The sequence below is a fragment of the Rhodoferax sp. WC2427 genome (assembly GCF_040822085.1).
GTDB lineage: Bacteria > Pseudomonadota > Gammaproteobacteria > Burkholderiales > Burkholderiaceae_C > Rhodoferax_B.
Window position 1 is genome coordinate 3,657,919 of the sequence record NZ_CP162006.1, and the last position, 21,961, is coordinate 3,679,879.

21 protein-coding genes are annotated in these 21,961 nt (G+C 48.4%); 5 read left to right on the top strand and 16 right to left on the bottom strand.

Features of this window, described 5'->3' with window-relative positions; all coding sequences use genetic code 11:
- Window positions 1-6 precede the first annotated feature (6 nt).
- The 13 genes from AB3G31_RS17010 to AB3G31_RS17070 form a co-directional block, all read right to left on the bottom strand.
- Window positions 7-1,155 (bottom strand): TIGR03088 family PEP-CTERM/XrtA system glycosyltransferase, encoded by a 1,149-nt coding sequence (locus AB3G31_RS17010; protein WP_367847255.1) that lies wholly within the window; start codon window positions 1,153-1,155, stop codon window positions 7-9.
- 29 nt (window positions 1,156-1,184) lie between these two features.
- Window positions 1,185-2,465 carry a nucleotide sugar dehydrogenase gene (locus tag AB3G31_RS17015; RefSeq protein ID WP_367847256.1) on the bottom strand — a complete coding sequence of 427 codons (1,281 nt, stop codon included), beginning with the start codon at window positions 2,463-2,465 and terminating at the stop codon, window positions 1,185-1,187.
- A 44-nt stretch (window positions 2,466-2,509) separates the two neighbouring features.
- A complete protein-coding gene (xrtA, locus tag AB3G31_RS17020) occupies window positions 2,510-4,066 on the bottom strand; it encodes an exosortase A (protein ID WP_367847257.1) in 1,557 nt (518 codons plus the stop codon).
- A complete protein-coding gene (locus AB3G31_RS17025) occupies window positions 4,063-5,265 on the bottom strand; it encodes a TIGR03087 family PEP-CTERM/XrtA system glycosyltransferase (protein WP_367850375.1) in 1,203 nt (400 codons plus the stop codon). The genes xrtA and AB3G31_RS17025 overlap by 4 nt, the downstream gene beginning before the upstream one ends.
- 26 nt (window positions 5,266-5,291) lie before the next feature.
- Window positions 5,292-6,338: a FemAB family XrtA/PEP-CTERM system-associated protein gene (locus AB3G31_RS17030; protein ID WP_367847258.1), complete on the bottom strand. Its 1,047-nt coding sequence runs from the start codon at window positions 6,336-6,338 to the stop codon at window positions 5,292-5,294.
- A 3-nt stretch (window positions 6,339-6,341) separates the two neighbouring features.
- Complete coding sequence (locus AB3G31_RS17035) at window positions 6,342-7,181, bottom strand: XrtA system polysaccharide deacetylase (RefSeq protein ID WP_367847259.1); 840 nt, start codon at window positions 7,179-7,181, stop codon at window positions 6,342-6,344.
- Between the two features lie 18 nt (window positions 7,182-7,199).
- On the bottom strand, window positions 7,200-8,327 hold the full coding sequence (gene wecB, locus AB3G31_RS17040; protein WP_367847260.1) for a non-hydrolyzing UDP-N-acetylglucosamine 2-epimerase: 1,128 nt from the start codon (window positions 8,325-8,327) through the stop codon (window positions 7,200-7,202).
- A 9-nt stretch (window positions 8,328-8,336) separates the two neighbouring features.
- A complete protein-coding gene (locus AB3G31_RS17045) occupies window positions 8,337-9,401 on the bottom strand; it encodes an XrtA/PEP-CTERM system-associated ATPase (protein ID WP_367847261.1) in 1,065 nt (354 codons plus the stop codon).
- 3 nt (window positions 9,402-9,404) lie between these two features.
- On the bottom strand, window positions 9,405-10,961 hold the full coding sequence (locus AB3G31_RS17050) for a TIGR03016 family PEP-CTERM system-associated outer membrane protein (protein WP_367847262.1): 1,557 nt from the start codon (window positions 10,959-10,961) through the stop codon (window positions 9,405-9,407).
- Window positions 10,962-10,988: 27 nt separating this feature from the next.
- Window positions 10,989-11,906 (bottom strand): XrtA-associated tyrosine autokinase, encoded by a 918-nt coding sequence (locus AB3G31_RS17055; protein WP_367847263.1) that lies wholly within the window; start codon window positions 11,904-11,906, stop codon window positions 10,989-10,991.
- Between the two features lie 3 nt (window positions 11,907-11,909).
- On the bottom strand, window positions 11,910-13,487 hold the full coding sequence (locus AB3G31_RS17060; protein ID WP_367847264.1) for an XrtA system polysaccharide chain length determinant: 1,578 nt from the start codon (window positions 13,485-13,487) through the stop codon (window positions 11,910-11,912).
- Between the two features lie 53 nt (window positions 13,488-13,540).
- The gene (locus AB3G31_RS17065; protein WP_367847265.1) at window positions 13,541-14,194 is read right to left on the bottom strand and encodes an XrtA/PEP-CTERM system exopolysaccharide export protein; all 654 of its coding nucleotides are present in this window, start codon (window positions 14,192-14,194) and stop codon (window positions 13,541-13,543) included.
- A 954-nt stretch (window positions 14,195-15,148) separates the two neighbouring features.
- Window positions 15,149-16,201 carry a CDP-6-deoxy-delta-3,4-glucoseen reductase gene (locus tag AB3G31_RS17070; RefSeq protein WP_367847266.1) on the bottom strand — a complete coding sequence of 351 codons (1,053 nt, stop codon included), beginning with the start codon at window positions 16,199-16,201 and terminating at the stop codon, window positions 15,149-15,151.
- Between the two features lie 45 nt (window positions 16,202-16,246).
- On the opposite strand from AB3G31_RS17070, the gene AB3G31_RS17075 reads away from it, so the two are divergent.
- Window positions 16,247-17,176 (top strand): SDR family oxidoreductase, encoded by a 930-nt coding sequence (locus tag AB3G31_RS17075; protein ID WP_367847267.1) that lies wholly within the window; start codon window positions 16,247-16,249, stop codon window positions 17,174-17,176.
- Between the two features lie 67 nt (window positions 17,177-17,243).
- On the opposite strand, the gene AB3G31_RS17080 is transcribed toward AB3G31_RS17075, so the two are convergent.
- Window positions 17,244-18,158 carry a M14 family metallocarboxypeptidase gene (locus AB3G31_RS17080; RefSeq protein WP_367847268.1) on the bottom strand — a complete coding sequence of 305 codons (915 nt, stop codon included), beginning with the start codon at window positions 18,156-18,158 and terminating at the stop codon, window positions 17,244-17,246.
- 111 nt (window positions 18,159-18,269) lie between these two features.
- Between AB3G31_RS17080 and trxC the strand changes: the two genes are divergently transcribed.
- Together trxC and AB3G31_RS17090 are read left to right on the top strand one after the other, a co-directional pair.
- On the top strand, window positions 18,270-18,710 hold the full coding sequence (gene trxC / locus AB3G31_RS17085) for a thioredoxin TrxC (RefSeq protein WP_367847269.1): 441 nt from the start codon (window positions 18,270-18,272) through the stop codon (window positions 18,708-18,710).
- Window positions 18,711-18,816: 106 nt separating this feature from the next.
- Window positions 18,817-19,881 (top strand): alkene reductase, encoded by a 1,065-nt coding sequence (locus AB3G31_RS17090; RefSeq protein ID WP_367847270.1) that lies wholly within the window; start codon window positions 18,817-18,819, stop codon window positions 19,879-19,881.
- On the opposite strand, the gene AB3G31_RS17095 is transcribed toward AB3G31_RS17090, so the two are convergent.
- The gene (locus AB3G31_RS17095) at window positions 19,878-20,339 is read right to left on the bottom strand and encodes an EVE domain-containing protein (RefSeq protein WP_367850376.1); all 462 of its coding nucleotides are present in this window, start codon (window positions 20,337-20,339) and stop codon (window positions 19,878-19,880) included. The genes AB3G31_RS17090 and AB3G31_RS17095 overlap by 4 nt on opposite strands.
- 158 nt (window positions 20,340-20,497) lie before the next feature.
- Here AB3G31_RS17095 and AB3G31_RS17100 point away from each other — a divergent pair, with 158 nt between their 5' ends.
- Both AB3G31_RS17100 and AB3G31_RS17105 read left to right on the top strand, forming a co-directional pair.
- The gene (locus tag AB3G31_RS17100; protein ID WP_367847271.1) at window positions 20,498-20,746 is read left to right on the top strand and encodes a hypothetical protein; all 249 of its coding nucleotides are present in this window, start codon (window positions 20,498-20,500) and stop codon (window positions 20,744-20,746) included.
- 124 nt (window positions 20,747-20,870) lie between these two features.
- Window positions 20,871-21,098, top strand: coding sequence for a hypothetical protein (locus AB3G31_RS17105; RefSeq protein WP_367847272.1), 228 nt, complete (start codon window positions 20,871-20,873; stop codon window positions 21,096-21,098).
- Here AB3G31_RS17105 and AB3G31_RS17110 read toward each other — a convergent pair.
- Complete coding sequence (locus AB3G31_RS17110; protein ID WP_367847273.1) at window positions 21,082-21,909, bottom strand: MBL fold metallo-hydrolase; 828 nt, start codon at window positions 21,907-21,909, stop codon at window positions 21,082-21,084. The genes AB3G31_RS17105 and AB3G31_RS17110 overlap by 17 nt on opposite strands.
- Between the last annotated feature and the right edge of the window lie 52 nt (window positions 21,910-21,961).

Here is a 21,961-nt window from a genome sequence, read left to right on the forward strand (position 1 = left end):
TACTGGTTATCTGTTGCTGGGAGGTAGCCGCCCACTGCTTTCGCCTGCGCCCGAAAGTCGATCGTACAGGCCTTGGTAAGTACCGACCATCGCCTCGAGGCTAAATTTCTCAAGGACACGCTGCCGACCGGCGCGCCCCATCTCTTGCGCCAATTCTGGTGAAGTCGCCAACTGCACCAAACTGCGTGCAATCGCCTCCACATCGCCCACAGGCACGATCTGCCCCGTCACGCCTGAGAGCACCAAATCGGCATTACCGCCCACGTCGGTGGCGATCACTGGCAGGCCGCAGGCCATGGCCTCCAATATCGTATTGGAAATACCTTCGGCCAATGATGGCAATACAAAGCAATCAAGTCCTCGCATGATCTCTGCCACGTCGTTACGTGCTCCAGGAAGCCAGGCAAGCTGCGCTACCCCCGCAGAATCTAACAATTTTTGGCAGGACACTCTCAATGGGCCATCGCCCACCATGGCGAGACGTAAATGCGCTTTAAGCTCCGGCGCAATCTCTAAGGCGCGTATGAAGGCGCGCGTCAGAGTGAGTTGGTCTTTGACGGTCTGCATCCGCCCTACCGTGCCGACTATCCACAAGCCTCTATCCGCAAATGGACTCCCTTGGATCACCGACTGTTTGATCGACTCCGCGGGCGAAAAGCGAACTGCATCTACGCCGTTATAAACCTGTGTTATCCGCTTGCTAGAAATATGCACTTTCTCGGTCAGATACAAAGCCAAATCACGCGACAAGGCCAAATAATGGGTAACGAAGGGCGCATAAATACGGCGCATCCATTGGTACTTCGCATTGTTGCCATCAAAATCACCCACATCGCGACCATGCTCTCCATGGATACGCACCGAGACGCCAGCAGCCCATGCAGGTACTAAAACTTCCAAGGCAGCCAGGTTTCTGGTGTGAACTATGGCCGGACGCAGCTTCCTGAATAGCCGAAAAAGCTTGGGATATAGCCAGAAGGCATGGCCTGCTGGTTTATTCAAAGCATAAAACACAACATCATCGCGCCCAACTCGATTACGAAAATCGGTAATCTCGGTCAAGGCAACTACTGCATGGCGGTATTTTTCAGAATTCATATTGTTAATCAAATTAACAACTCCATTCTCCAATCCCCCCATGTCAAAGCGGTACACAATATGCACCACCAAAGGACGGATATCTGTTAGAGCCTCCACAACTTATAACCAGCAGCTTCAATCGCCACACGATCAAATGACGACTTCACATCAATGAAAGCACCGCCCTTGACCAATTTTTTTCCAAAATCTTCCATGGACAATGCCGCATATTCACTGTGCGCAACAGCAGCCACAATAGCATCTGCACGCGGCAACTCATCCCACGTCAGCAAACGAACGCCGTACTCGTGCATTGCCTCCTCAGCTTCAGCCTGAGGGTCGGTGACAAACACCTCTACACCGTAAGAGCGCAATTCCTTAATGATGTCAATCACCTTGGAATTTCGGAGATCGCCACAATTCTCTTTAAAAGTGAGTCCCAGCATATTGACCCGAGCACCCTTTATGTAGCTACCAGAAGCAATCATATGCTTGATCGTCTGCTCAGCAATAAACTTACCCATGCTGTCATTGATGCGGCGCCCAGCCAAAATAACCTCCGGCTGGTAGCCGAGCATAGCTGCCTTATGGGTTAGATAATAAGGATCAACACCAATGCAATGCCCACCAACCAGACCTGGCTTAAATTTCAAGAAATTCCATTTGGTTCCAGCGGCCTCAAGAACTTCAGTCGTGTCAATACCTATTTTGTCAAAAATAATTGCCAATTCATTCATCAGCGCAATATTCAAATCTCTTTGAGTATTTTCAATTACTTTCGCCGCTTCAGCCGCCTTGATCGACGAAGCCCGATGAACCCCAGGAATAATAATTCTTTCATAAAGCTGAGCAACTTTCTCTAAAGTGTCTGGGGTATCACCAGAAACCACTTTCAAAATTTTCGTCAAAGTATGTTCTTTATCACCAGGATTGATACGCTCGGGAGAGTATCCAATAAAGAAATCTTGCTTCCACTTCATGCCAGATTCGCGCTCTAAAACCGGAATACAAACTTCTTCGGTAGCGCCTGGGTAAACGGTAGACTCGTAAACAACAATAGCACCAGCCTTCATATGACGACCAACACTTGTACTTGCACCAATTAACGGTCGGAAATCAGGGATATGCGCATCATCCACGGGTGTCGGGACGGCTACTACCACAATATCAGCTTCAGTAAGCATCGTAGCGTCATAGGTATACAAAGCATGGGCAGCACTCTGCATTTCCTCATTGGATAACTCTCGCGAAGGATCAACACCCTTCAAACAAGACTCCACCTTCGACACTGATATATCAAAACCAATAGTTTTAAAGTGCTTACCAAATTCAATTACCAATGGTAGGCCAACATAACCTAAACCGATTACAGCAACAACAGTCATTTCAGTTCCTCAAAAATCTTTAGAATTTACTCAATAAACGGCAACTACTCACTGCGAGATTTTTCAAGCAAAATTTTTATTTCAGAATAATTATCTTCTAAAAACTCTTCCATTGCTCTTTTTGCCGAACCATCACCATCATCTCTAGCATACAAAACGATAACAGCTGAATCATCCCCTCCACCAAACAATCGCTGAACAGCACCGTAAATTTTGGCTACATAATCACTACCAGTAAACAAACCATTTACCCAGTAAAACTGCCAAACCTGCAACTTTACGTCAACGGATTCCTCGCGAAGAAGCAGACTTCGCCAAGTGCTTGCCTGGACCGCTAAAGGATCAGCTAGCTTATGTAATACATAATTTCCACCACTCGTCTTTAACCAATCCTTATTTTTAGAATTGAAAATAGAATTTTCAGAACTTACCAACTTACTGTCATAATCTTGATTTCTATAATAAGCGATATAAATACCAGACTGCAAAGAACCTTTTTTATACACATCGCTAACGTCAACAGAATAACCATGAAAATTAGGTTTCAAATTTAAAAATTTATTATCAACTCTATCCCAAGTAGAAGAAAAATTTTCTGGCGCAGTCAAATGAGGAAGGTTAAAATTGCTTTTACTTAAAATAAATTTCCCCCATCCAAAAGGAATAGCCATCGCTATGGCAATTAATATTGAGAGCAACCAAAAATCCGAAGGCTTATAAACTCTATTTACCACACGGTCTACGGGACTATTTTCTTCAATATCTGTATTCTCAGCCCAGCGCCCGCCTATCAAAAACATAAGCATGATAACAACGCCGAAAAAAACCCATCCATAGATTAAATGATCGAACCCCACAGCAAGCCGATTTTCGGAAAAATGGCCCAACATCACAATGAAATAGGCTCTCATCCAATTCGCCAAAACAGGAACCAGTATGGAGACACAAATAAATATCAGACGTCTATTTAAAGATCGGTAATTAAGATATGAGTAAAGCGTGCCGATCATCACAGAGGAAATCAAATATCGAACACCACTACAGGCCTCGACCACAGACCAACTACCGGAAGATATTACAAACTGCAATCCCTCTTGGTAAACCGGAACGCCACTCAGTCGAATTGCAATGACAGTGAACTTTGCGGTCCACTCCATAAGTAAAGGCAAAAGAAACTCGCCCAATGGAACCGAAAAAAACAGAAAAGCAAGTGGAAAAACAATAACCGACGTAACAGACCAACCAAAAACCGCTAAAACTAATAAAACAACAAAACTTGTAGCAGCCAATTGGGTAACTGAATTAATAGAAACCAAATCACCTAAAAGCCATATCAGCGATATGGCAACAATGGGTAAAATATAAAAATAATTAGGGTCTGGCAGCCGGGCAACAATCAATTTTCGTTTACGCCAAATCAGCCAAATAACAATCGGCAAAACTAAAAAACCATGGGTGAAGGTTTCAGATCTAGCCCAAATAGAAACCATTCCAGAAAACGTATTCCAAAATAATAAAATTACCCATGAAATAAGTACTAGGAAGGCAAATATTGCATATCGCCAAATTTTTCTATCAGAATCTGACAAGTAAACACTCATAAAACGTCTTCAATCTTATCAAATTCTAAATATTGATCAATCTTCTTTAAATGAGAATGCCAGCTATACTTATCTTCCACATTAATCCTCGCAGCGCGTCCAATCATTTCTGCACGCTGGTCATCAGCAATCAAAAAATCAATTTTGTTAATAAAATCCATCGGAGTTTCTGCAGACAAAATATCCACACCATCCGTTGAATCGATGGCGCGAACACATTCTACCGATGCAATAACCGGTTTTTGCATGGACATAGCCTCAAGTATTTTATTTTGAACTCCACGTGCAATTCTTAACGGAGCGACCACAATTTTCGCAAATTGCAAGTAAGGCCGAACATCAGCGACGGTACCGGTTACTACAACGAATTTAGAATTAAGATTTAAAACTGCTTGAGTTGGATTACGTCCAACAATATAAAATCGAAAATTTGATTTTTTTTGAATCAATAATTTAAATACATTTTCAAAAAACCAAGTTACTGCATCTACGTTAGGCCAGTAATCCATTGCGCCAGTAAACACTATCTGAGTGCATTCGTTCTCATCCTCAATAAACGGAGAGGAGAAAGAGTCATTTTGTGTGAAAAAATCGGAATCGACGCCATTATTTAGAGAGCTCGTTTTGAGTACACTGTCTGGCGCAAAATTGGAGAATATATTCCGCTCTTTTTCTGTCACAAAAAAAGAGTGTTTTACTTTCGAAGCCAAAAAACGCTCGTATTTTAGAAGAAGTTTACTCTCCCTTCTATACAACCAAGAAATGGGAAAATTTTTTTTATCAGCGTATTCACTCCATTTCTGTGAATCAACATCAACAAAGTCAACAAGCGTACGAGAATACCAATCAATTTCAACAAATTGCGCCATTGCAGACGAAAAAACGACAATGGCATCAATTTTGTTATTACTTATAACGGCATTCACCCATTTTTTAAAATTACGACTTCGATAGTAATTTAACGTCAGCGGACTCTCATCCATAAGCCCAACCAAACTCTGAAGTTTAGAGTTTATAGGATTTATATTTTCGTAATAAAAAGATTTACATAAACCTTGCACAACGGGTATATATTTATGATCTTCAGGATCATCGACAAATGTACCCAAGAAGATATTATAGGAAATTGCAAGATGTTTTAATAAATTAAAAGACCTAACCTTATCTCCTTTGTTTGGAGGATAAGGAAGTCTGTGCACCAGATAAAGAATATTACGCAAAAAGATTAACCTAAATTTTTGACGATAAAAGGACCGATTGCGTTTGCAAAGGAAATAGGCAACCGCTTCCAAGTCGAAATTAGTAGCGAGAATTTTTTGTTCGATGGATTATTTTGAGGAATAGATCTACTTCTATAGAGACAATATTCATAACTCAATTGCTTAGCATCAAAACCCCAATTCTTCTTAAATGCAAAAGAACCAGTATTAACTTTACTTCGTCCATAGTCGAACGTCTTTAATCCGGCTTCACAAGCTCTCCGCAACAGTTCCCAATACTTAAAGTCATTCGCTGCCAAATCACGAGCGGCTACACTATCACCCGCATAATATGGGAGTACTTCATCTCGAAAATAAAAGCTCATGACACTACTAATTGGAATGCCATCATTACTGGATATGATTAATATCTCGCAGTCTTGGTCAAATTCCTTTTTTAGGGCCGAAAAATATTTCTTTGGCATTGCTGGTGTTCCATGTCGGTGAACGTTATCAGCATATAAATTAAAAAATACATCAACATTTGAGTCAATGCTGCTGCATAAGCCATTTTTGATGCCCTTGCGTATCATTGCGCGCTGCTTGCGAGGTATGGCTAATAAATTTTCCTCCTCTGTAGGAAGAATAGTTTTTCGAAAAGTTACATAAATGTCTTGGGCGGGCCAATCTAGATTACGTTGATCTAAATTCCGAAGCTCAAGATGATCAACGTCCAATTTTTTTGCCAGTTCTTGCGCGGCAAATTCTAAACTATTCGCGACCTCATCATTGATCGCGACAACTCCACCATATACGGCAAACGGCAAGCTAATAAGTGAGTTTCCAAACAAAATGCTTTTAACGTGCGCTAATGGAAGAATTCCTTGAATGCAACCATCGGATTCAACGTATAAGAAATATGTCGGATGATTAAATACACTACTAATAATTTTTTGCCAGCCTGCACGATGAAAAAAAGTGGCATTAATATTAGAAAAAACAAATTCATCCCACAAATGAGTACTACGAGAATCAGTAACTTCTAAACGCTTAACCTCAATTTTAGAATTCATAAACTATATCGAAAAAACTCTATCAACTCTATCCCAATTAAAATCCAATAGCAATTTTTTTATTTTTCCTTCCATTCCTTTAATATTCACATAGTGTCTAAATTTCGTTTTTATATTTACACCCGGGATTCTTGGTTGTTCAATATCTATTTCCCAAGGATGAAAATAAAACATGGCAGACTGCTTATCGGTAGCTAAAACTCGACCTATCATCAATTTCGATATAGAGTAGGGTAGCAATCTAAAATAACCACCACCACTAGACGGAAAGTTTTTGCCAAAGAGTCGAACAGTAGTGATCGGTATCTCTATCAATCCTTCTCTAACGGGATAAGAAAATCTCGGTGCATCAGGCATCCCATAATGATCATGCTTGATTGGATAAATACTCGAGCTGTATTTGTACCCTGCAGAAAGCAAACAATCAAAAGCCCATAAATTACTGTAACTAATAGAGAAGCTCGGCGCCCTGTAACCTTTAACTTCAACGCCAGATATATCTTCTAGTAGTTTTTTAGAAGATTTAATATCAGATAAAAAATCCTTCTCAGACAAATCAGAAGCACGGTCATGCTGGTAGCCATGACTTGCCAGCTCATGTCCCTCCTGCACAATTTTATTTACTATCTGTGGGTATCGCTCCGCGATCCATCCCAATGTAAAAAAAGTGGCTTTAGTGCCACTATTATCTAATAATTCTAAAATTTTACCGATATTTCTTTCAATGCGACACTCATGCACATTCCAGTCATCTTTTTTTATGTAGGGAGAAAATGCAGAGACCTGAAAATAATCTTCTACATCAATAGTAAATGCGTTCGTGATGACACTATTATGATTCATGCTGAGAGATATCTAAAATTACAAAACCAGCCATGCTTTTAAATCATCAGCAATACGCTCTGCGGCTGCTCCGTCCCAAAATTCAGGCACTCGCCCGGACTTACCTCTGCCTGCCAATATCTCATCCAAGCAAGACAAAATCAAATTGCGATCACTACCAACGATCGTATTTGTCCCCTGCTCTACTGTAATTGGTCTTTCAGTATTTTCTCTCAGAGTTAGACAGGGAATTCCCAATGCGGTAGATTCTTCTTGAAGCCCCCCTGAATCGGTAAGTATGAGAGAAGCACTAGACATTAAGCCGAGCATTTCAAGATATCCTTGCGGTGGTAGAAATACTATATTCTTGACATCAAAAATGTATGTCAGTTTAAATCTCTCTATATTATTTTTGGTCCGTGGATGAAGCGCAAATATTAATGGCAATCTATTAGATATCTCAATCAATATATCCAACAAATGCTGCAAACTATCCGGTTGATCCACATTTGATGGTCGATGCAATGTCACCACTGCATAATCTTTTAGACCACTCAAAACGGAGGGGTCAATACCGGCTGACTTTAATATATCTAATACCTGCGGCGCGCCTTTTTGGCCATAGATCAAAGAATCAATCATTACATTGCCAACAAAGCAAATTTGGTCGGAAGGGATTCCTTCCTTCTTTAGATTTATCTCAGCAGATCGCTCAGTGGTATAAAGTCGATCAGCAATTTGATCAGTCAAAATCCGATTAATTTCTTCCGGCATTTTTTTATCATAACTACGGAGGCCAGCCTCTACGTGTACGACGGGAACATCCTTTTTAACCGCCACCAATGTACATGCCAGTGTCGAATTTACATCTCCAACAACGATGACACAGCAAGGCTGGTATGTGTCTAAAATTGGCTCGAACTTTCGCATCACATCTGCAGTTTGAACCGCATGGGTCGCGGAGCCAACCTCAAGATTTATATCTGGTCGCGGTAATTTCAAGTCATCAAAAAGTCGATCACTCATATCCTTGTCGTAATGTTGCCCAGTATGGACGAGGAGAACCTGAATATGGGGTAGTTTTATCGACAAAGCCCGCAGAATGGGCGCCATTTTCATAAAATTTGGGCGGGCACCAACTACGCAGATGATATAGCGACTGGACATAAATATAAATTATTTGTTATTAGCTTTTATGGAAAAAAGGATATCTTTTAATATCAATAATGTTTCTGCATTGTTTTTTTCAAGACGCAACATGCTATTCTCAACGCGCTCAATCTTATCGTTTAAACCCGAGTTTTCCATTTCGTTTATTTTTCGTATAGAAAAATCATTGAGGTCAGAAAAATCGCGAGAATTATTACCTTGGGATTTATCGGTTTCATTAAAAGAATTTCTAATTGAAATATTTTCAGTAGATATGTGGCCAGATTCTTCTAATATTTCGCGAGAAACTGTTTTAACGTCATTTTCATCAAATCCATCTTTGTTTTCTAAAAAACCTAACAATAATAATCTATCACAAATTGAATTAATGCGTCTAGGTATTCCTCCACTTGCATCAAAAATGGATTCAAATGCCTCAGCATTAAAATTCGGTTTATTCGTCCAACCGGCACATTTCAATCTATGCTCGATATACCCCTGAGTTTCTTCTATATCCATTGGTCCAATATGACAAGCGGCAATTACCCGTTGCCGTAACTGTTGCATACTTGGGTTCTGCAATATATCTCTGAACTCAGGCTGGCCAATTAAAAAGCTTTGTAACAATGATTGGCTACCAAATTGAAAATTCGATAACATTCTCAACTCTTCTACGGCACGGGGAGTAAGATTTTGAGCCTCATCAATTATTAATAAACAACGTTTACCTAGGCTTGTTTGGCTAACAAAGAAAGCTTCTAGTGCCAATAAAATATCAGCCTTGGATGAGTCATTTGTACGCACACCAAATGCCGCTCCAACCATACGCAGAGTATCTTCAGCGTCTAACTGGGTAGTGACCAAATTACCAGCTACAACCTTGTCCGCATCTAAACTATCTAATAGACTTCGGACGATCGTCGTTTTACCCGCACCAACCTCGCCCGTAACAATAATAAACCCTTCGTTTCTTAAAACACCATATTCTAAATAGGCTTTAGCTCTCCTATGTTGTTTGCTCGCAAAATAGAATGATGGATCAGGGTTTAGCTGAAATGGCTTAGTGGTAAGCCCGTAAAAATTTTCATACATAACTTAAAACTGCACCGTTAAATTACCTGTCACAGCTGCCTCGCTGTAAGGAAATGATCCACTTGCAGACACTGAGCGCCGCGCACTCACCGTCAGGTATGCTTTCGGCCCAACACGCGTTGAAGCACTAATATTGGCAGATCTAACTTCCGATTTTTGAGAGTCTAATTGTCCACTCGTTTTTTGAATTGAAATTTGATTACTAATCGTTGTGTCAGGGGTTAATCTATGTGTGTAAGCAATAGTAAGTCCATTTTGTCGTATAGAACTAGAATTGCTAAAGTCGTCTATAAGAGAGGGGGAGGTGCTAACACTCTTACCTGTACTTCTTGAGGCGGTAAATGTAATGGTATCGCGAAGGCCAAGCAGCGCAAAAGAAATATTTTGTGCCCTTTGCAATGAAGTTCCTGAGGTTAAATAGCCATTTAATGCAACCGAATTTGGATTTATTCCATATGTTTGCAAATAGCTATTAACAAGTTGCGCTCTTTTTATAGGGTCAGGTTCGATTGAAGAAAATTGATTAAATAATAAATCATAGTTGCCACCCAAACTTGAAGGATTTATTCCATTCGACATGGATACGCTTCTGACGTCACTTAGTCGCCAGCTTGTACGAGGTGTTCTATGTTCGAAATTTAAACTATGCATCTTTCCCAGGGGATTATTCTCAATATTTGCTGAAATCTTAGTCATTTCAGAAACAGACCAGTTTAATCCCATCCCAGAAGTCCAAGAACCAACTTTTCCCGTTGAGGTGTAATTTTGACGTTCACGTCCACCAGAGACAGAAACGACTAGGTTGCTGACGATTGGGTAGTTCAACGAAGCTCTGACACTATCTACTTCGGTATCTGGTGCGCTATTTCGCGAAATAATTTGACGGTTTAACCCTAATGTCCACGATAACCTTCCGAAAAACTCATCACCGTTTAAGCTAATTGATGAGGCTTTTGAATCGGATGAAAAATTATTGGCACTTTTGGCGCGTGTCGTGGTTAAGCTATATCGCGCTTCATAGTCAATATATTTAGACAATCTACCTCGATAGTAAGGCGCCAAACTGTAAGTTGAAACTTCCGTCTTATTTGAATTTATACTATCTAAGTTACTATTTTGAATCGAAAAAGCGGAAATTGTCTGTTGAGTTATAACTCCAGATATATCTACAAATCCGTGCCTGTCAATGGCTTCAATATTGACAGATGAATTCAATGAATTCTGTAATGAATTTTTACCTTGACCGCCACTATGATTCAAAATATTCAAAGAATAATTTAAATAACCTTTTACTCTCCCAGATCCACTTCGAATATTTAGTCCTGGACTGATCTCGGTAATCCAGCCAGACTTTTTGCTTCCATTTTCTAAAGATAAATTATCTGTCCAAGTTTCGGTTAACGATAGACTTGGTGAAACGTGGAAGATTCCACCCAAATTCGAAGGGGTCGGTAAGCTTTCCTGAGCATTTGAATTTGTTGCGATACACAATAAGACAACAAGAACAAATGATAATTTTGTACATTTAAACGCACATGAATTATCATAATATAAGTTCATATTAATTTAAAAACGAAGATTAGTTACTTATTGTTCATATCCGTAGCCATATCCATATCCCCCATACCCGCCCTGTAGACTATTCTTAGCTTGATTCAACACCATCATTTTGACAGGGCATGCCTCAATTGAAGCGAGCGCATGTTGAATATCCACTTGGAGAGTTTTCTCAGCATGCACTACCATCACTATTTGTCCCATATGGGTCGCAAGAACTCTAGACTCAGTAGTCAATAAGAGCGGAGGAGAATCAAAAATAATAATCCGATCTGAATATCTATTTGCGATATTTTTAATTAACTGACTCATTGCCTCACTAGCCAATAATTCTGTGGCGCGCAAATGTGGCGTTCCGCTAGGCAATAAAGTCAATTTATCGATATTTGTTTTTAATAAAACACTAGATAAATCATCAACGTCTCCAACAAGCAAATCAAGCAATCCAGGACTAGCCGGTAATCCTAGCATTCGCAGGACTGATGGGCGGGCAACATCGGCATCAACAAGCATCACCGTGTTATCCAATTCGGTTGCGATACTCATGGCCAAATTAATAGCAGAAAAGCTTTTACCTTCTCCGGCCAAAGCGCTCGTGACCATTATCAAGTTACCGTTTGCAATTAACGAAGCCCCTTTACCCATTGCATTGCTGATGAGCGGCCTTTTTATTACACGATATTGATCGGCAATTTGTGATCTTGGGGCATTAGGGCTGACAATACCCGCCCCTGCTAGTGCATCTAAATCTAAATCGACTTTTCTTGAGAAAGATGATGGCTTTATATTATTTTCAGGAATTTTTTTCTCTGACAATTGCAAACTGTCCGCACCTGATCTGTTAGCGGTTATGTCGCCGGTATTTGCATCCTCAAGAGCCTTTGGGATTACTCCAGCTTGCCGCAACTGTTCGAGACGACGGGTTGCCTGTTCAATTAAGCTATTCATTTTTTAACCTATTTGTCCAGATATAAATGCCAAAGCAGAAATTAACAAAATGAATGCGACAATTAATGAAATTAAGACCGCAAAAAATTTGCGGAGATCTGATCTCTCTTTACGTTTTGCAGCCTCACTCAACACTAAAGTAACTACTCCCAAAAGCGGCAAGTCAATTACGTTGCGTAGCGTCCGTGCGTCATGAAATACAGGTCTGAGCTGGCTAGCGGCAAAAGCAGTGAAGCCCCCAGCACCCAGTGCTGCAACCAAGGCCAGCAGCAAAAGTAACAGACGATTAGGTGCCACGGGTTTTGGAGAAACTCTTGGCGGATCGATTAATCGGAAATCAGCAACACCGGCGGCAGACTCTAAATCACCAGATAGAGATGCCGATTCACGTCTGCTGACTAAATCTTCATAGTTCTTTTTGTTAATGGCATAATCTCGATTCAGCTGAGCATATTCAGCCTCTGTTTGCGGCGCAGTCTTTAAAAATTCACGAGCCTTTTCGTATCTGGATGTGTATTCAGAAACTCTGGCACGCAGAGATGCAACTTGCACTTCGGAAGCCGCGAGCAACCGACTCATCTCTTGCGACGCCAAGCTATTGTTGCTTGAAGACAATGGGTTCGCCATCGCGGATTTACGTAGCTCCTGAATCTCTTTTTTCTTTTGATCTTCCAATTCTTTAATTAATCTTCGAGCACCTATAACGTCAGGATGTTGCTCCGTAAATCGCTGTAACAACCCATCTAAATTTCTTTTCTGTACTTCGATACGTGAATCAATTTCAGGTGTGGCTAATGACTGCGCTGATTCCTGCATTAAGCTTTTGGTTGAAATATTTGCGCTATCAGACTTTTCATTTTGAAGCTGCAATTTAGAAGCATCCCGTGCATTTTCTGCTTCACGTAACTCTAATTTCGCTTGATTAAGCTGTGTACTTATTTCGCTTAATTTCCCGGCAATATCGGTTCCACCATTCGCCGTTTGAACATCAATATTTCTTAATTTAAATTCTTTTAGGCGAGCTTCTGCAGACTCCAATTTTGATTCATACGTTTTTATTTGTTCTGTGATGAATTTTTTTGCTGCATCGGTATCTTTGCGGCTGTCACCTAAGCTTGATTCCACAAATATCGAAACCAGTGACTGGACGACGCGCTTGGCCTTATCTGGATTTTGATCTTGATAAGAAAGAGTATATAAATTATCCCTTGCTGTACTCTTTATTTGCAACGTGTTCATTAATTGTTCGACCAATCCATCTTGGGACCCTTTGGATGTGGTTCCCAAATCAAGATCAGCCATCCGAATTAATTTTTCTACATTTGGCCGCGTAATAAGTGTCCGACTCAACATCCCAACCTGTTGATCTACGTTTGGCTGTACGGCTAACCCTGACATCAATGGCTTGAGAATTGATTGGGTGTCTACGTAAATACGCGCTGAGGCTTCGTACTTGTCCGGCACCCGAAGCACTATGCCTGCTCCTATCACACCGACTAGCCATGCAACAAGAACCCCCAACCAACGGTGCTTCCAGGAGCCTTTTGCAAAAGTCAATAATTGACTAATTAACTCATCCATTATTTTTTATATTCTAAAAGTTAATTAAACAATTGCTACATTCACGCAACGCATTAAAACCATCCTTGTGGAATAATTAGAATATCGCCGGGCTTCATTTCAACATTACCTGAGAAATCGCCACGCTTAATTAGGTCCTTTAGTCGAACAGAGTATCGCTTTTCACCTTCCGAGGTTCTCAGTATTGTTGCGCTGTTTCCATCTGCAAAATCTGTCAGACCTCCAACGGAAATCATCACATCCAAGACCGTCATTTTGCTTTTGTAAGGCAATGTCTGAGGCTTTGCCGCTTCACCTACCACCCTTATCTGTTCACTGTAGGGACCTACAAAACCAGTCACCATTACGGTCACAACAGGGTCGCGTACAAATTTCGCAAGTACTACTTCAATTTCTCGAGCAACTTGTACAGAGGTTTTCCCTTGTACTACTAATTCATCTACCAGTGGTGTTGTTAACTTGCCATCGGGCCTTACTGGAACTGACATTGACAGTTCAGGATTACGCCACACGGTAATACTTAATGCGTCGCCTGGTCCGATAATATAGTTGTAATCATTCGTGATCGCGGTTGCGGGTGCCGGTGGATAGCCAGTCGTAAAAATTGAACACGATGCCATTAACCCGCACAGAGAAGTTAAGGCCAAAAGGCGGCTCGCAGATGAAAGATATTTACTATTTTTTTTCAAAATTTTCCCCTTGATCATAGAATTTATACTTATTGATGTTCGAATATAGCGCAAATCTAGACTATCCATCTACCAAATATTTCACATTTATGGTGCTTATTTTGGATTTTGCCTGTTTAGCTTAATTTAATTCGCTGTGTAAATTTAATAACTATTTAATTTCATTAAACTATTACTTTTTAATCCGCGATAGCATCGAATTAAATTTCAAATAACTTGAGCCAATGATATTTCTGTCGTCTATAAATATCATAAATCTTCATGAACCGTAGAAAATTGCATTAAATTTAATGGCGGCGCCGATCGACGAATGTCAAGCGCAATGATAAAGGGCTTCTACCTTTTTTGGCACCTATGGGTTCGCACGCAAACTATACCGCTGCAGCAACACAGCCAATGGCGCATGTTGGCTGCCCCAGTTTGACCAGATCCAAGGTTAACTTATTGCTCGCTCAACTGGAAGTCTGCGGTGTGGGCTTGAGGGCAAGATATAGGCTGCCCCGTGTTAATTGCGGCCGCCTTCGGCAGGCTCCAAAGTTTACGCTGGTGTTTGCTTCCGGCCAACTTGCAACGGCCCGGACGTCCTGTGATGCCATATGGGCTTCGGGCAAGCTCCGGGAGTGTGCAGAACAGCAAGCAACTGCCACCTTGACGGATAGTGAAGACAGCTCTGCCACGTAGATCAGGGTGGCTACGCCCACTGCCACACCGCGAATAGAGTGCACGTACCCTGCCATCAGAGTCCGCCCTTGGTTTTCGCGGCTTCGGCTGCCCCCGCAATGCCTGGGCCGTGTTATGACACTCTTGGAGAAGCAAGACTCAGCGCACACCCTGCTCCAGAACAGGCAAAGCCAAGTGCACGATATCCGGGTTTCCAGCACCTTGACCAGGTGCGCAAGGCCGTTTCTCTGCATATCCCCCAGAATCTCCAAACGCAGGAGATCAGGCCATCGGGGGCACCAGTGGCCAAGTCTAGAGTGCGGCTTTGTCGGCCTCGCTGGTGAACGCGTCTGCAAAGAATGCATCCGGTGACAACCCGGCCTTGGCTACGTAATCAGCCTGGGCCGAATCAACAACGATGGGGGCACCGCAGGCATACACCTCAAAATTGGACAGGTCCGGCAGATCCTGCAGGACAGCCTGGTGAACGAATCCTGTGCGGCCCGTCCAGCCGTCTTCGTGCAGCGCGTCAGAAATGACTGGCACGTAGGCCAAATGGGGCATCGAGGCCAACTGGGCTTGCACCCAGTCGTTCAAATACAGATCGCTGGGACGGCGACCGCCCCAGTACAGCGTAGCCGGGCGGGTGATGGCTTTGTGCTGCATGTGCTCAATGATGGCCTTGATCGGCGCGAAGCCGGTGCCAGAGGCCAGCAGCACGATAGGTTTGTCGGAATCCTCGCGCAAATAGAAGCTGCCGTAGGGGCCCTCGATACGCTGGATTTCCTTTTCCTTCATCGTCCCGAACACATGGTCGGTGAACTTGCCACCGGGCATGTGGCGGATATGCAGCTCCACCACCGGACCGGTGTGCGGAGCGTTGGCCATGCTGTAGCTGCGCCGGGCACCATCGCGCAGGATGAATTCGATGTATTGGCCCGGGTGGTAGCGCAGCGTGTCGTTGGCAGGAAGTTGCAACTTGAGGACCATCACATCGCTGGATACTTTCTCCAGCGAAATCACCCGCGACGGCATCTTCTTGATTGGGAAGGCGCTTTCGTCGGTCACCTGGCGTGACTCCAGCACCACGTCGGTCAGGGGCATGGCGCAGCAAGTCAGCACCAGACCAGCGGCTTCTTCCTCCACGCTCAAGGCCTTGCTTTGGTGGGGACCGTGGAACACCATGCCTTCGAGCTTCTTGCACTTACAGGAGCCGCACGCGCCGTCCTTGCAGCCATACGGTAGACCAATACCCTGCCGAATGCCGGCAGTCAAGATGGATTCATCGGCGGTGGCAGCAAAAGCGCGGCCACTGGGCTGCACAGTGACGGTGAAGGCCTGCGGCGTGGGGATGGGATGGGTCATGGGGTTCGGTATGCTCAGTGGATTCTGTCTCTAACGGTCTCGATTTTGCCTTCAAACCAATCCCCTCTTGGCGCCTTGCCATCGCGCTTTCGCCGTGAGCGCGTGCTCATCATCGGTTGCGGCGACATCGGTCTGCGCGCCGCCGGTCAACTGCCGGGTACTTTACGCTTGCTGGCACTGACTTCCAGCCCCGAACGCCGCCCGACCCTGCGCTCCCAAGGCATCACCCCCCTGTGCGGCAACCTGGATGACCCGCAGTCCTTGCTGCGCCTGTCTGGCCTGGCCACCCGGGTACTTCATTTGGCCCCACCCCCCGGCGAAGACCGTCACGACCCACGCACCCGCAACCTGCTTCGGGCACTGCAGCTGCGTGGTGCTCCACGGGCCTTGGTATACGGGTCGACCAGTGGCGTGTATGGCGACTGCCAGGGAGCGATAGTGAACGAAACGCGCGCTGTGGCCGCCACCACCCCCCGCGCCCTGCGCCGAGTGGATGCCGAGACGGCGGTGCGCCTGTTGGGCCGCCGCGCCAGCCGGGTCCGCACCAGCATTCTGCGCATACCCGGCATCTACGCCCCCGACCGCGACGGTGGCACGCCCGAAGCCCGGTTGCGCAAAGGCACCCCGGTACTGGAGCGTTCCGACGACGTATTTACCAACCACATCCACGCCGACGATTTGGCGCGCGCCTGTGTCAAAGCCCTCTGGTGCGGTCGGCCGCAGCGGGTCTACAACGTGAACGACGACAGCCAGATGCGGATGGGCGACTATTTCGACTTCGCTGCCGACCTGTATGGCCTTCCCCGCCCACCCCGCGTGCCGCGCCACGCCGCGCAAGGCCAGTTGTCGCTGATGCTACTGAGCTTCATGTCCGAGTCGCGGCGGATGGACAACACGCGGATGAAACGTGAACTGCGGCTGCGGCTGCGGTATCCGACGGTCGACACGGGTTTGGTGTCAGACCGACAGACCTAGGGCAGCGCGCATGGCCATGCACACGAAAACCGCTGATGGCCAGGCCAGCAAAACAACCGGCAGGAGCCTACCGGCACGCAAACTCCACCCCCGCACACACCGCCGCCACCTGCGCGGCAATGCACTGCTCTGGCGTGGCACGGGGGCTATCGGGGTAGACCTCGGTGGTGGTGGTGTAACGCGCGCCCGAAATGCCTGCACACAGACCCAGCGCGGTCATCGCATAGTGGATCACGCCATGCGCCACCAGAGGTGAACCGATGATGCCGCCCTGCGCATCTGCGGGGGCGATGTGGGTCACCCACTCTACCGCTGCGATGATGGCCTGCTGGAACGCGGGCTGGGGGTTGGCCGTGTCGTCCACCAGGTAGAAGCCGTCGGGGATGGTGCCAGGCGCAAACGGCTGGCCATCGCGGGCGGCCACGGCGGGGCGGTATTCGGACTCGTCGGTGTCGGTGGTTTCGTGCAGGTCGATGTGGACAGTGAACTGGCCACGCAGGGGCTCCACCAGTCGCATCAAGGCGGCAGACTCTTGCGCGGGGCTGTCTGGGCGGAATGAGCGGTTCGGGTCCAGAGCGTCGAAGTTCCAGCGCTGCACCCGCTCGTAGGCCCAGGGGCTGACGCAGGGCACCACCAACAGATTCACCCGGCCCGCAAAGTTGTCCGCACGCGCCTCCAAAAAGCGCAGCGCGCCCAGCACACCGCTGGTTTCATAGCCATGCACGCCACCGGTCACCAGCACGCCGGGCAGTGCGCTGTCCCAGCCCCGGCTGCGGATGGCGAACAAGGGGAAGCGCTCTTCCCCATAGGTCACCTCACCATACGGCACCACGTCAAAGCGCGCGCGCAGCATCTCGATGCGCGGCAACACGTCGTCTGCATAGCTGCGCTGGCGCACCTGGCACGCACGCCATTGGGCCAACTCTGCAGTGCCCCAGGCTTGGCCGGAGGTACCGATGGGGTAGAAATGGGGGTTGCTCATGGGTGTTTGGCAGATGGGATTACCGAAAAAAACCAGCTGCATTATGGGGTTAGGCCTTGCAGGCAACCCGCCGCCCTTGCAATCCGGCCCACCCGCCACGACATGGACCCAATGACCGAATCCCTGCACATCGTCTGCCCCCATTGCCACACCACCAACCGCTTGCGCTCCGACCAGCTGGGCAGCGCGCCCGATTGCGGTAGCTGCAAAAAGCCCTTGTTCACCGGCAAACCCGTCGATCTGGATGGTGCCGCGTTCGACAAGCACCTGCAGCGCAACCAGATTCCGCTGCTGGTAGATTTTTGGGCGCCCTGGTGCGGGCCGTGCCGCCAGATGGCACCCGCCTACGTGCAGGCCGCCGCCCAGCTGGAGCCGCGCATCCGCGTGGCCAAGGTGGACACCGAAGCCCAGCAGGCGCTGGGCGCACGCTTCCAGATCCGCAGCATCCCTACGCTGGCGCTGTTTGTGGGGGGCCGCGAGGTGGCCCGCCAGGCCGGTGCCATGGGCGCGGCCGACATCGTGCGCTGGGTGCAACAGCACGCGCCGCATTGACTTTTGCGTTTAAACGCCTACTCCATTTCGCAATAACCCGGGCGTAGTGGTCTTATCCACCCGCTGTTACCGTTTGCCCCCTTTCCCCTACCAACCCTTCGACACCATGACCCTATTTACCCCCCTGCAAGTCGGCTCGACCACCCTGCCCAACCGCATCCTGCTGGCCCCGCTCACCCGCACCCGCGCCGACGCGGGCCACCTGCCCAACGCACTGATGGCCGACTACTACAGCCAGCGCGCCACCGGCGGCCTGCTGATCACCGAGTGCACCATGGTGGCCCCCGGCACCTCGGCTTTCATCAACGAGCCCGGCATCTACAGCGACGCGCAGGTCGCAGCCTGGAAACAGGTGACCAGCGGGGTGCACGCCAAGGGTGGCCGCATCTTCCTGCAGATCTGGCACGCGGGCCGCGCCGCCCACCCCGACATCAATGGCGGTGTCCCCACTGTGTCCAGCAGCGCCACGCCCATCGAGGGCGAGATCCACACCCCCAGCGGCAAGGTGCCCCATGCCGTGCCGCATGCACTGACCGCAGACGAGATTCCAGCCATCGTGGCGGCCTTTGCCCAGGGCGCCAAGAACGCCATCGCCGCCGGTTTTGATGGTGTGGAAGTGCACGGTGCCAACGGCTACCTGATCGACCAGTTCCTGCGCGACACGCCCAACCAGCGCACCGACGGCTACGGCGGTTCGCTGGAGAACCGCACCCGCCTGCTGTTCGAGGTGCTGACCGCGGTAACCGCCGCCATTGGCGCCGACAAGGTGGGCCTGCGCCTGTCGCCGCTGAACAGCTACAACAGCATGCAAGACAGCGACCCGCTGGCGTTCATCGGCTTTTTGGCCGAGAAGCTCAATGCCTTCAAGCTGGCTTACCTGCACGTGATGCGCGCCGACTTCTTCGGTGTGCAAAAGGGCGATGTGCTGGCCGTGGCCCGCGCAAAGTACCACGGTGTGCTGGTGGGCAACATGGGCTACACCGCCGAAGAGGCCGAAGAGGCCATCACCGCAGGCCAGCTCGATGCCGTGGCCTTTGGCACGTCCTTCCTGGCCAACCCGGATCTGCCCGCCCGCATCCAGCTCAAGGCCCCGCTGAACACGCCGGACCAAAGCACTTTCTACACCCAGGGTGCCAAGGGCTACACCGACTACCCCACGCTGCAAGGCTAAGCCAGCAGCGCCTCGATCACCTGCCAGTGCGCCGGGTCCACCGGCATGATCGACAGGCGGTTGCCCCGGCGCAGCAACTGCAGATCGGCCAGGGCCGGGTGGGCGCGCAGCGCGGACAGGGCCAGCAGCCGCGTCTTGCGTACCGCCTGCACGTCCAGCAGCAGCCAGCGCGGTGCGTCGGGTTTGCTGGCGGCATCAAAGTACGGTGAAGCCGGGTCAAACTGCGTGGGGTCGGGCCGGATGCCCGAAGCCACGCGGGCCAGCCCGGCAATGCCCGGCTCGGCGCAACTCGAGTGGTAGAACAGCACGCCGTCGCCCGGCTGCATCTGGTCGCGCATGAAGTTGCGGGCCTGGTAGTTGCGCACGCCGGTCCATGGCACGGTGCGGTCTGGCGCGGCCAGGGCATCGTCGATGGAGCATTCGCTGGGTTCGGATTTCATCAACCAGTAGTGGGGCATGGCGGGCTCGCGTGAAGTCATGCCGCCTAGCTTACTCCTGTTTTCATAGCTGCTCACGCTCATTCCATAAGCGCCAGCGGCCTATTTTTCTTGAATTTTAAAACCGGCCCATGGGCTTCGGTTACCCTCCTCCCTCTCCCACCTCTCGGACCTTATCCATGAAAAAACTCCACATCACCATCCAGCTCGAAATGTCTGTTCCCGACGACTGGGAACTGGCCACCACATCCGAAAGCGGCCAGGTACTGAAGCTGCCGAACGGCCAATTCATGGACATTGCCATCGAACCGATGTTTGCCACCGACCCCGAAGACACCTGGACCAGCACCGGCGACGACGACGTGCTCAACGACGTGCTGGACATGATCGATTCCGAAGACGTGACCTACCAGTTCGTCACGCACTGAGCCTTGGGTAGACGCGGCGGTGTGGAACACCCCTGCGGGTGTTTATCTGACACGCCGCAGCCGGGCAACGGTCTGTAATGCAAGCTTGCCGCAGTTTTTTGCGGCCGCCCTACCGGAGCCCGCCATGCAACCCACCCACACCATACAAGCTACCGTCGCCGACCACGTCACCTACACACCGGGTGACGGCGCACCCATCGTGATCCCCAAGGGGCCGGTCGAGATCGAGCTGGCTTCTGAGAGCGCCACCATCAGCTGGACGGCCGACAACGGCGCCGCCGGCTTGGCCGCCATCCCGCTCACACAGTACAAAGAGTACGTGCGCGACAAGAAAATCACCGTGGCAGCGTAGGCACAGCGCCCCAGGCTGGCCGGGGTTGGGTGTCGATCAACGCCTGCGGCACCTGGTAGGCGCTTTGGTCAAACAGGTCGATGCCGCACTGCAAGCCTTCCACCCAGTCAAAAAAGTCGCTGATCGCCGCCGCGCCCTCGATCGGCGCACCGTGCTGCGGCACCAGCATGGCGATGTCGAGCTGGCGCGCCATGCGGGCCCACAGCCGCAAAACCTTGTTCGACACCATGTAACGGCGGTGAAAGCCCTCCATGCGCGCAATGTGCGGAGCCAGCTCGCGCACCGGCTGCTGCGCCTGCACGCCGCTGGTCAGCGACACGCCCAGGTCGCCAGTGAACAGGATTCGGCTCACCGGATCATAGAAGTGAAAGTTGCCCTCGGAATGCAAAAAGTGCGCGGGCAGCAGCCACAGTTCGCTGGCCCCCAGCGGCAGGCGGCCCCCGGCATCGGGCACGGCAATCACCCGCTCCTGGGTCTTGCCGCTCTTGGCGAAATGCGGCACAAAACGCTCCCACACCCTTGAGATCACCAACTGGGCCGAGGTGGTGGTGAGCCAGCGGTCCAACGCCCCGATGATGTCGGGGTCGGCGTGCGAGGCGATCAGGTAACTGAGTTTTTGCGGCGCGAAGTGGCGCGTCATAGCCAAAAACAGCTCGTTGAAGGCGATGTTGCCGCCGGGATCGATGACCGCACCCACGCCGTGGTCGACGACCAGAAACTGGTTGGACTGCACCGCCTGCTCGCCCTCGTGCACTAGGTCAGAAAACATCAGGCAGGCGTGCTGCGCATTGCGGAAAAGTTCGATCGGCACAGCAGCCTGCGGGTATTGGGTGGATGGGGGAGCCACTGTATCTGCCCATCCG

Bases quoted from the DNA above. Each gene is read 5' to 3' on its own strand.
- AB3G31_RS17015 (WP_367847256.1), bottom strand. From the start codon at position 2,465: ATGACTGTTGTTGCTGTAATCGGTTTAGGTTATGTTGGCCTACCATTG.
- xrtA (WP_367847257.1), bottom strand. From the start codon at position 4,066: ATGAGTGTTTACTTGTCAGATTCTGATAGAAAAATTTGGCGATATGCA.
- AB3G31_RS17030 (WP_367847258.1), bottom strand. From the start codon at position 6,338: ATGAATTCTAAAATTGAGGTTAAGCGTTTAGAAGTTACTGATTCTCGT.
- AB3G31_RS17035 (WP_367847259.1), bottom strand. From the start codon at position 7,181: ATGAATCATAATAGTGTCATCACGAACGCATTTACTATTGATGTAGAA.
- wecB (WP_367847260.1), bottom strand. From the start codon at position 8,327: ATGTCCAGTCGCTATATCATCTGCGTAGTTGGTGCCCGCCCAAATTTT.
- AB3G31_RS17045 (WP_367847261.1), bottom strand. From the start codon at position 9,401: ATGTATGAAAATTTTTACGGGCTTACCACTAAGCCATTTCAGCTAAAC.
- AB3G31_RS17050 (WP_367847262.1), bottom strand. From the start codon at position 10,961: ATGAACTTATATTATGATAATTCATGTGCGTTTAAATGTACAAAATTA.
- AB3G31_RS17055 (WP_367847263.1), bottom strand. From the start codon at position 11,906: ATGAATAGCTTAATTGAACAGGCAACCCGTCGTCTCGAACAGTTGCGG.
- AB3G31_RS17060 (WP_367847264.1), bottom strand. From the start codon at position 13,487: ATGGATGAGTTAATTAGTCAATTATTGACTTTTGCAAAAGGCTCCTGG.
- AB3G31_RS17065 (WP_367847265.1), bottom strand. From the start codon at position 14,194: ATGATCAAGGGGAAAATTTTGAAAAAAAATAGTAAATATCTTTCATCT.
- AB3G31_RS17070 (WP_367847266.1), bottom strand. From the start codon at position 16,201: ATGACCCATCCCATCCCCACGCCGCAGGCCTTCACCGTCACTGTGCAG.
- AB3G31_RS17080 (WP_367847268.1), bottom strand. From the start codon at position 18,158: ATGAGCAACCCCCATTTCTACCCCATCGGTACCTCCGGCCAAGCCTGG.
- trxC (WP_367847269.1), top strand. From the start codon at position 18,270: ATGACCGAATCCCTGCACATCGTCTGCCCCCATTGCCACACCACCAAC.
- AB3G31_RS17090 (WP_367847270.1), top strand. From the start codon at position 18,817: ATGACCCTATTTACCCCCCTGCAAGTCGGCTCGACCACCCTGCCCAAC.
- AB3G31_RS17095 (WP_367850376.1), bottom strand. From the start codon at position 20,339: ATGCCCCACTACTGGTTGATGAAATCCGAACCCAGCGAATGCTCCATC.
- AB3G31_RS17100 (WP_367847271.1), top strand. From the start codon at position 20,498: ATGAAAAAACTCCACATCACCATCCAGCTCGAAATGTCTGTTCCCGAC.
- AB3G31_RS17105 (WP_367847272.1), top strand. From the start codon at position 20,871: ATGCAACCCACCCACACCATACAAGCTACCGTCGCCGACCACGTCACC.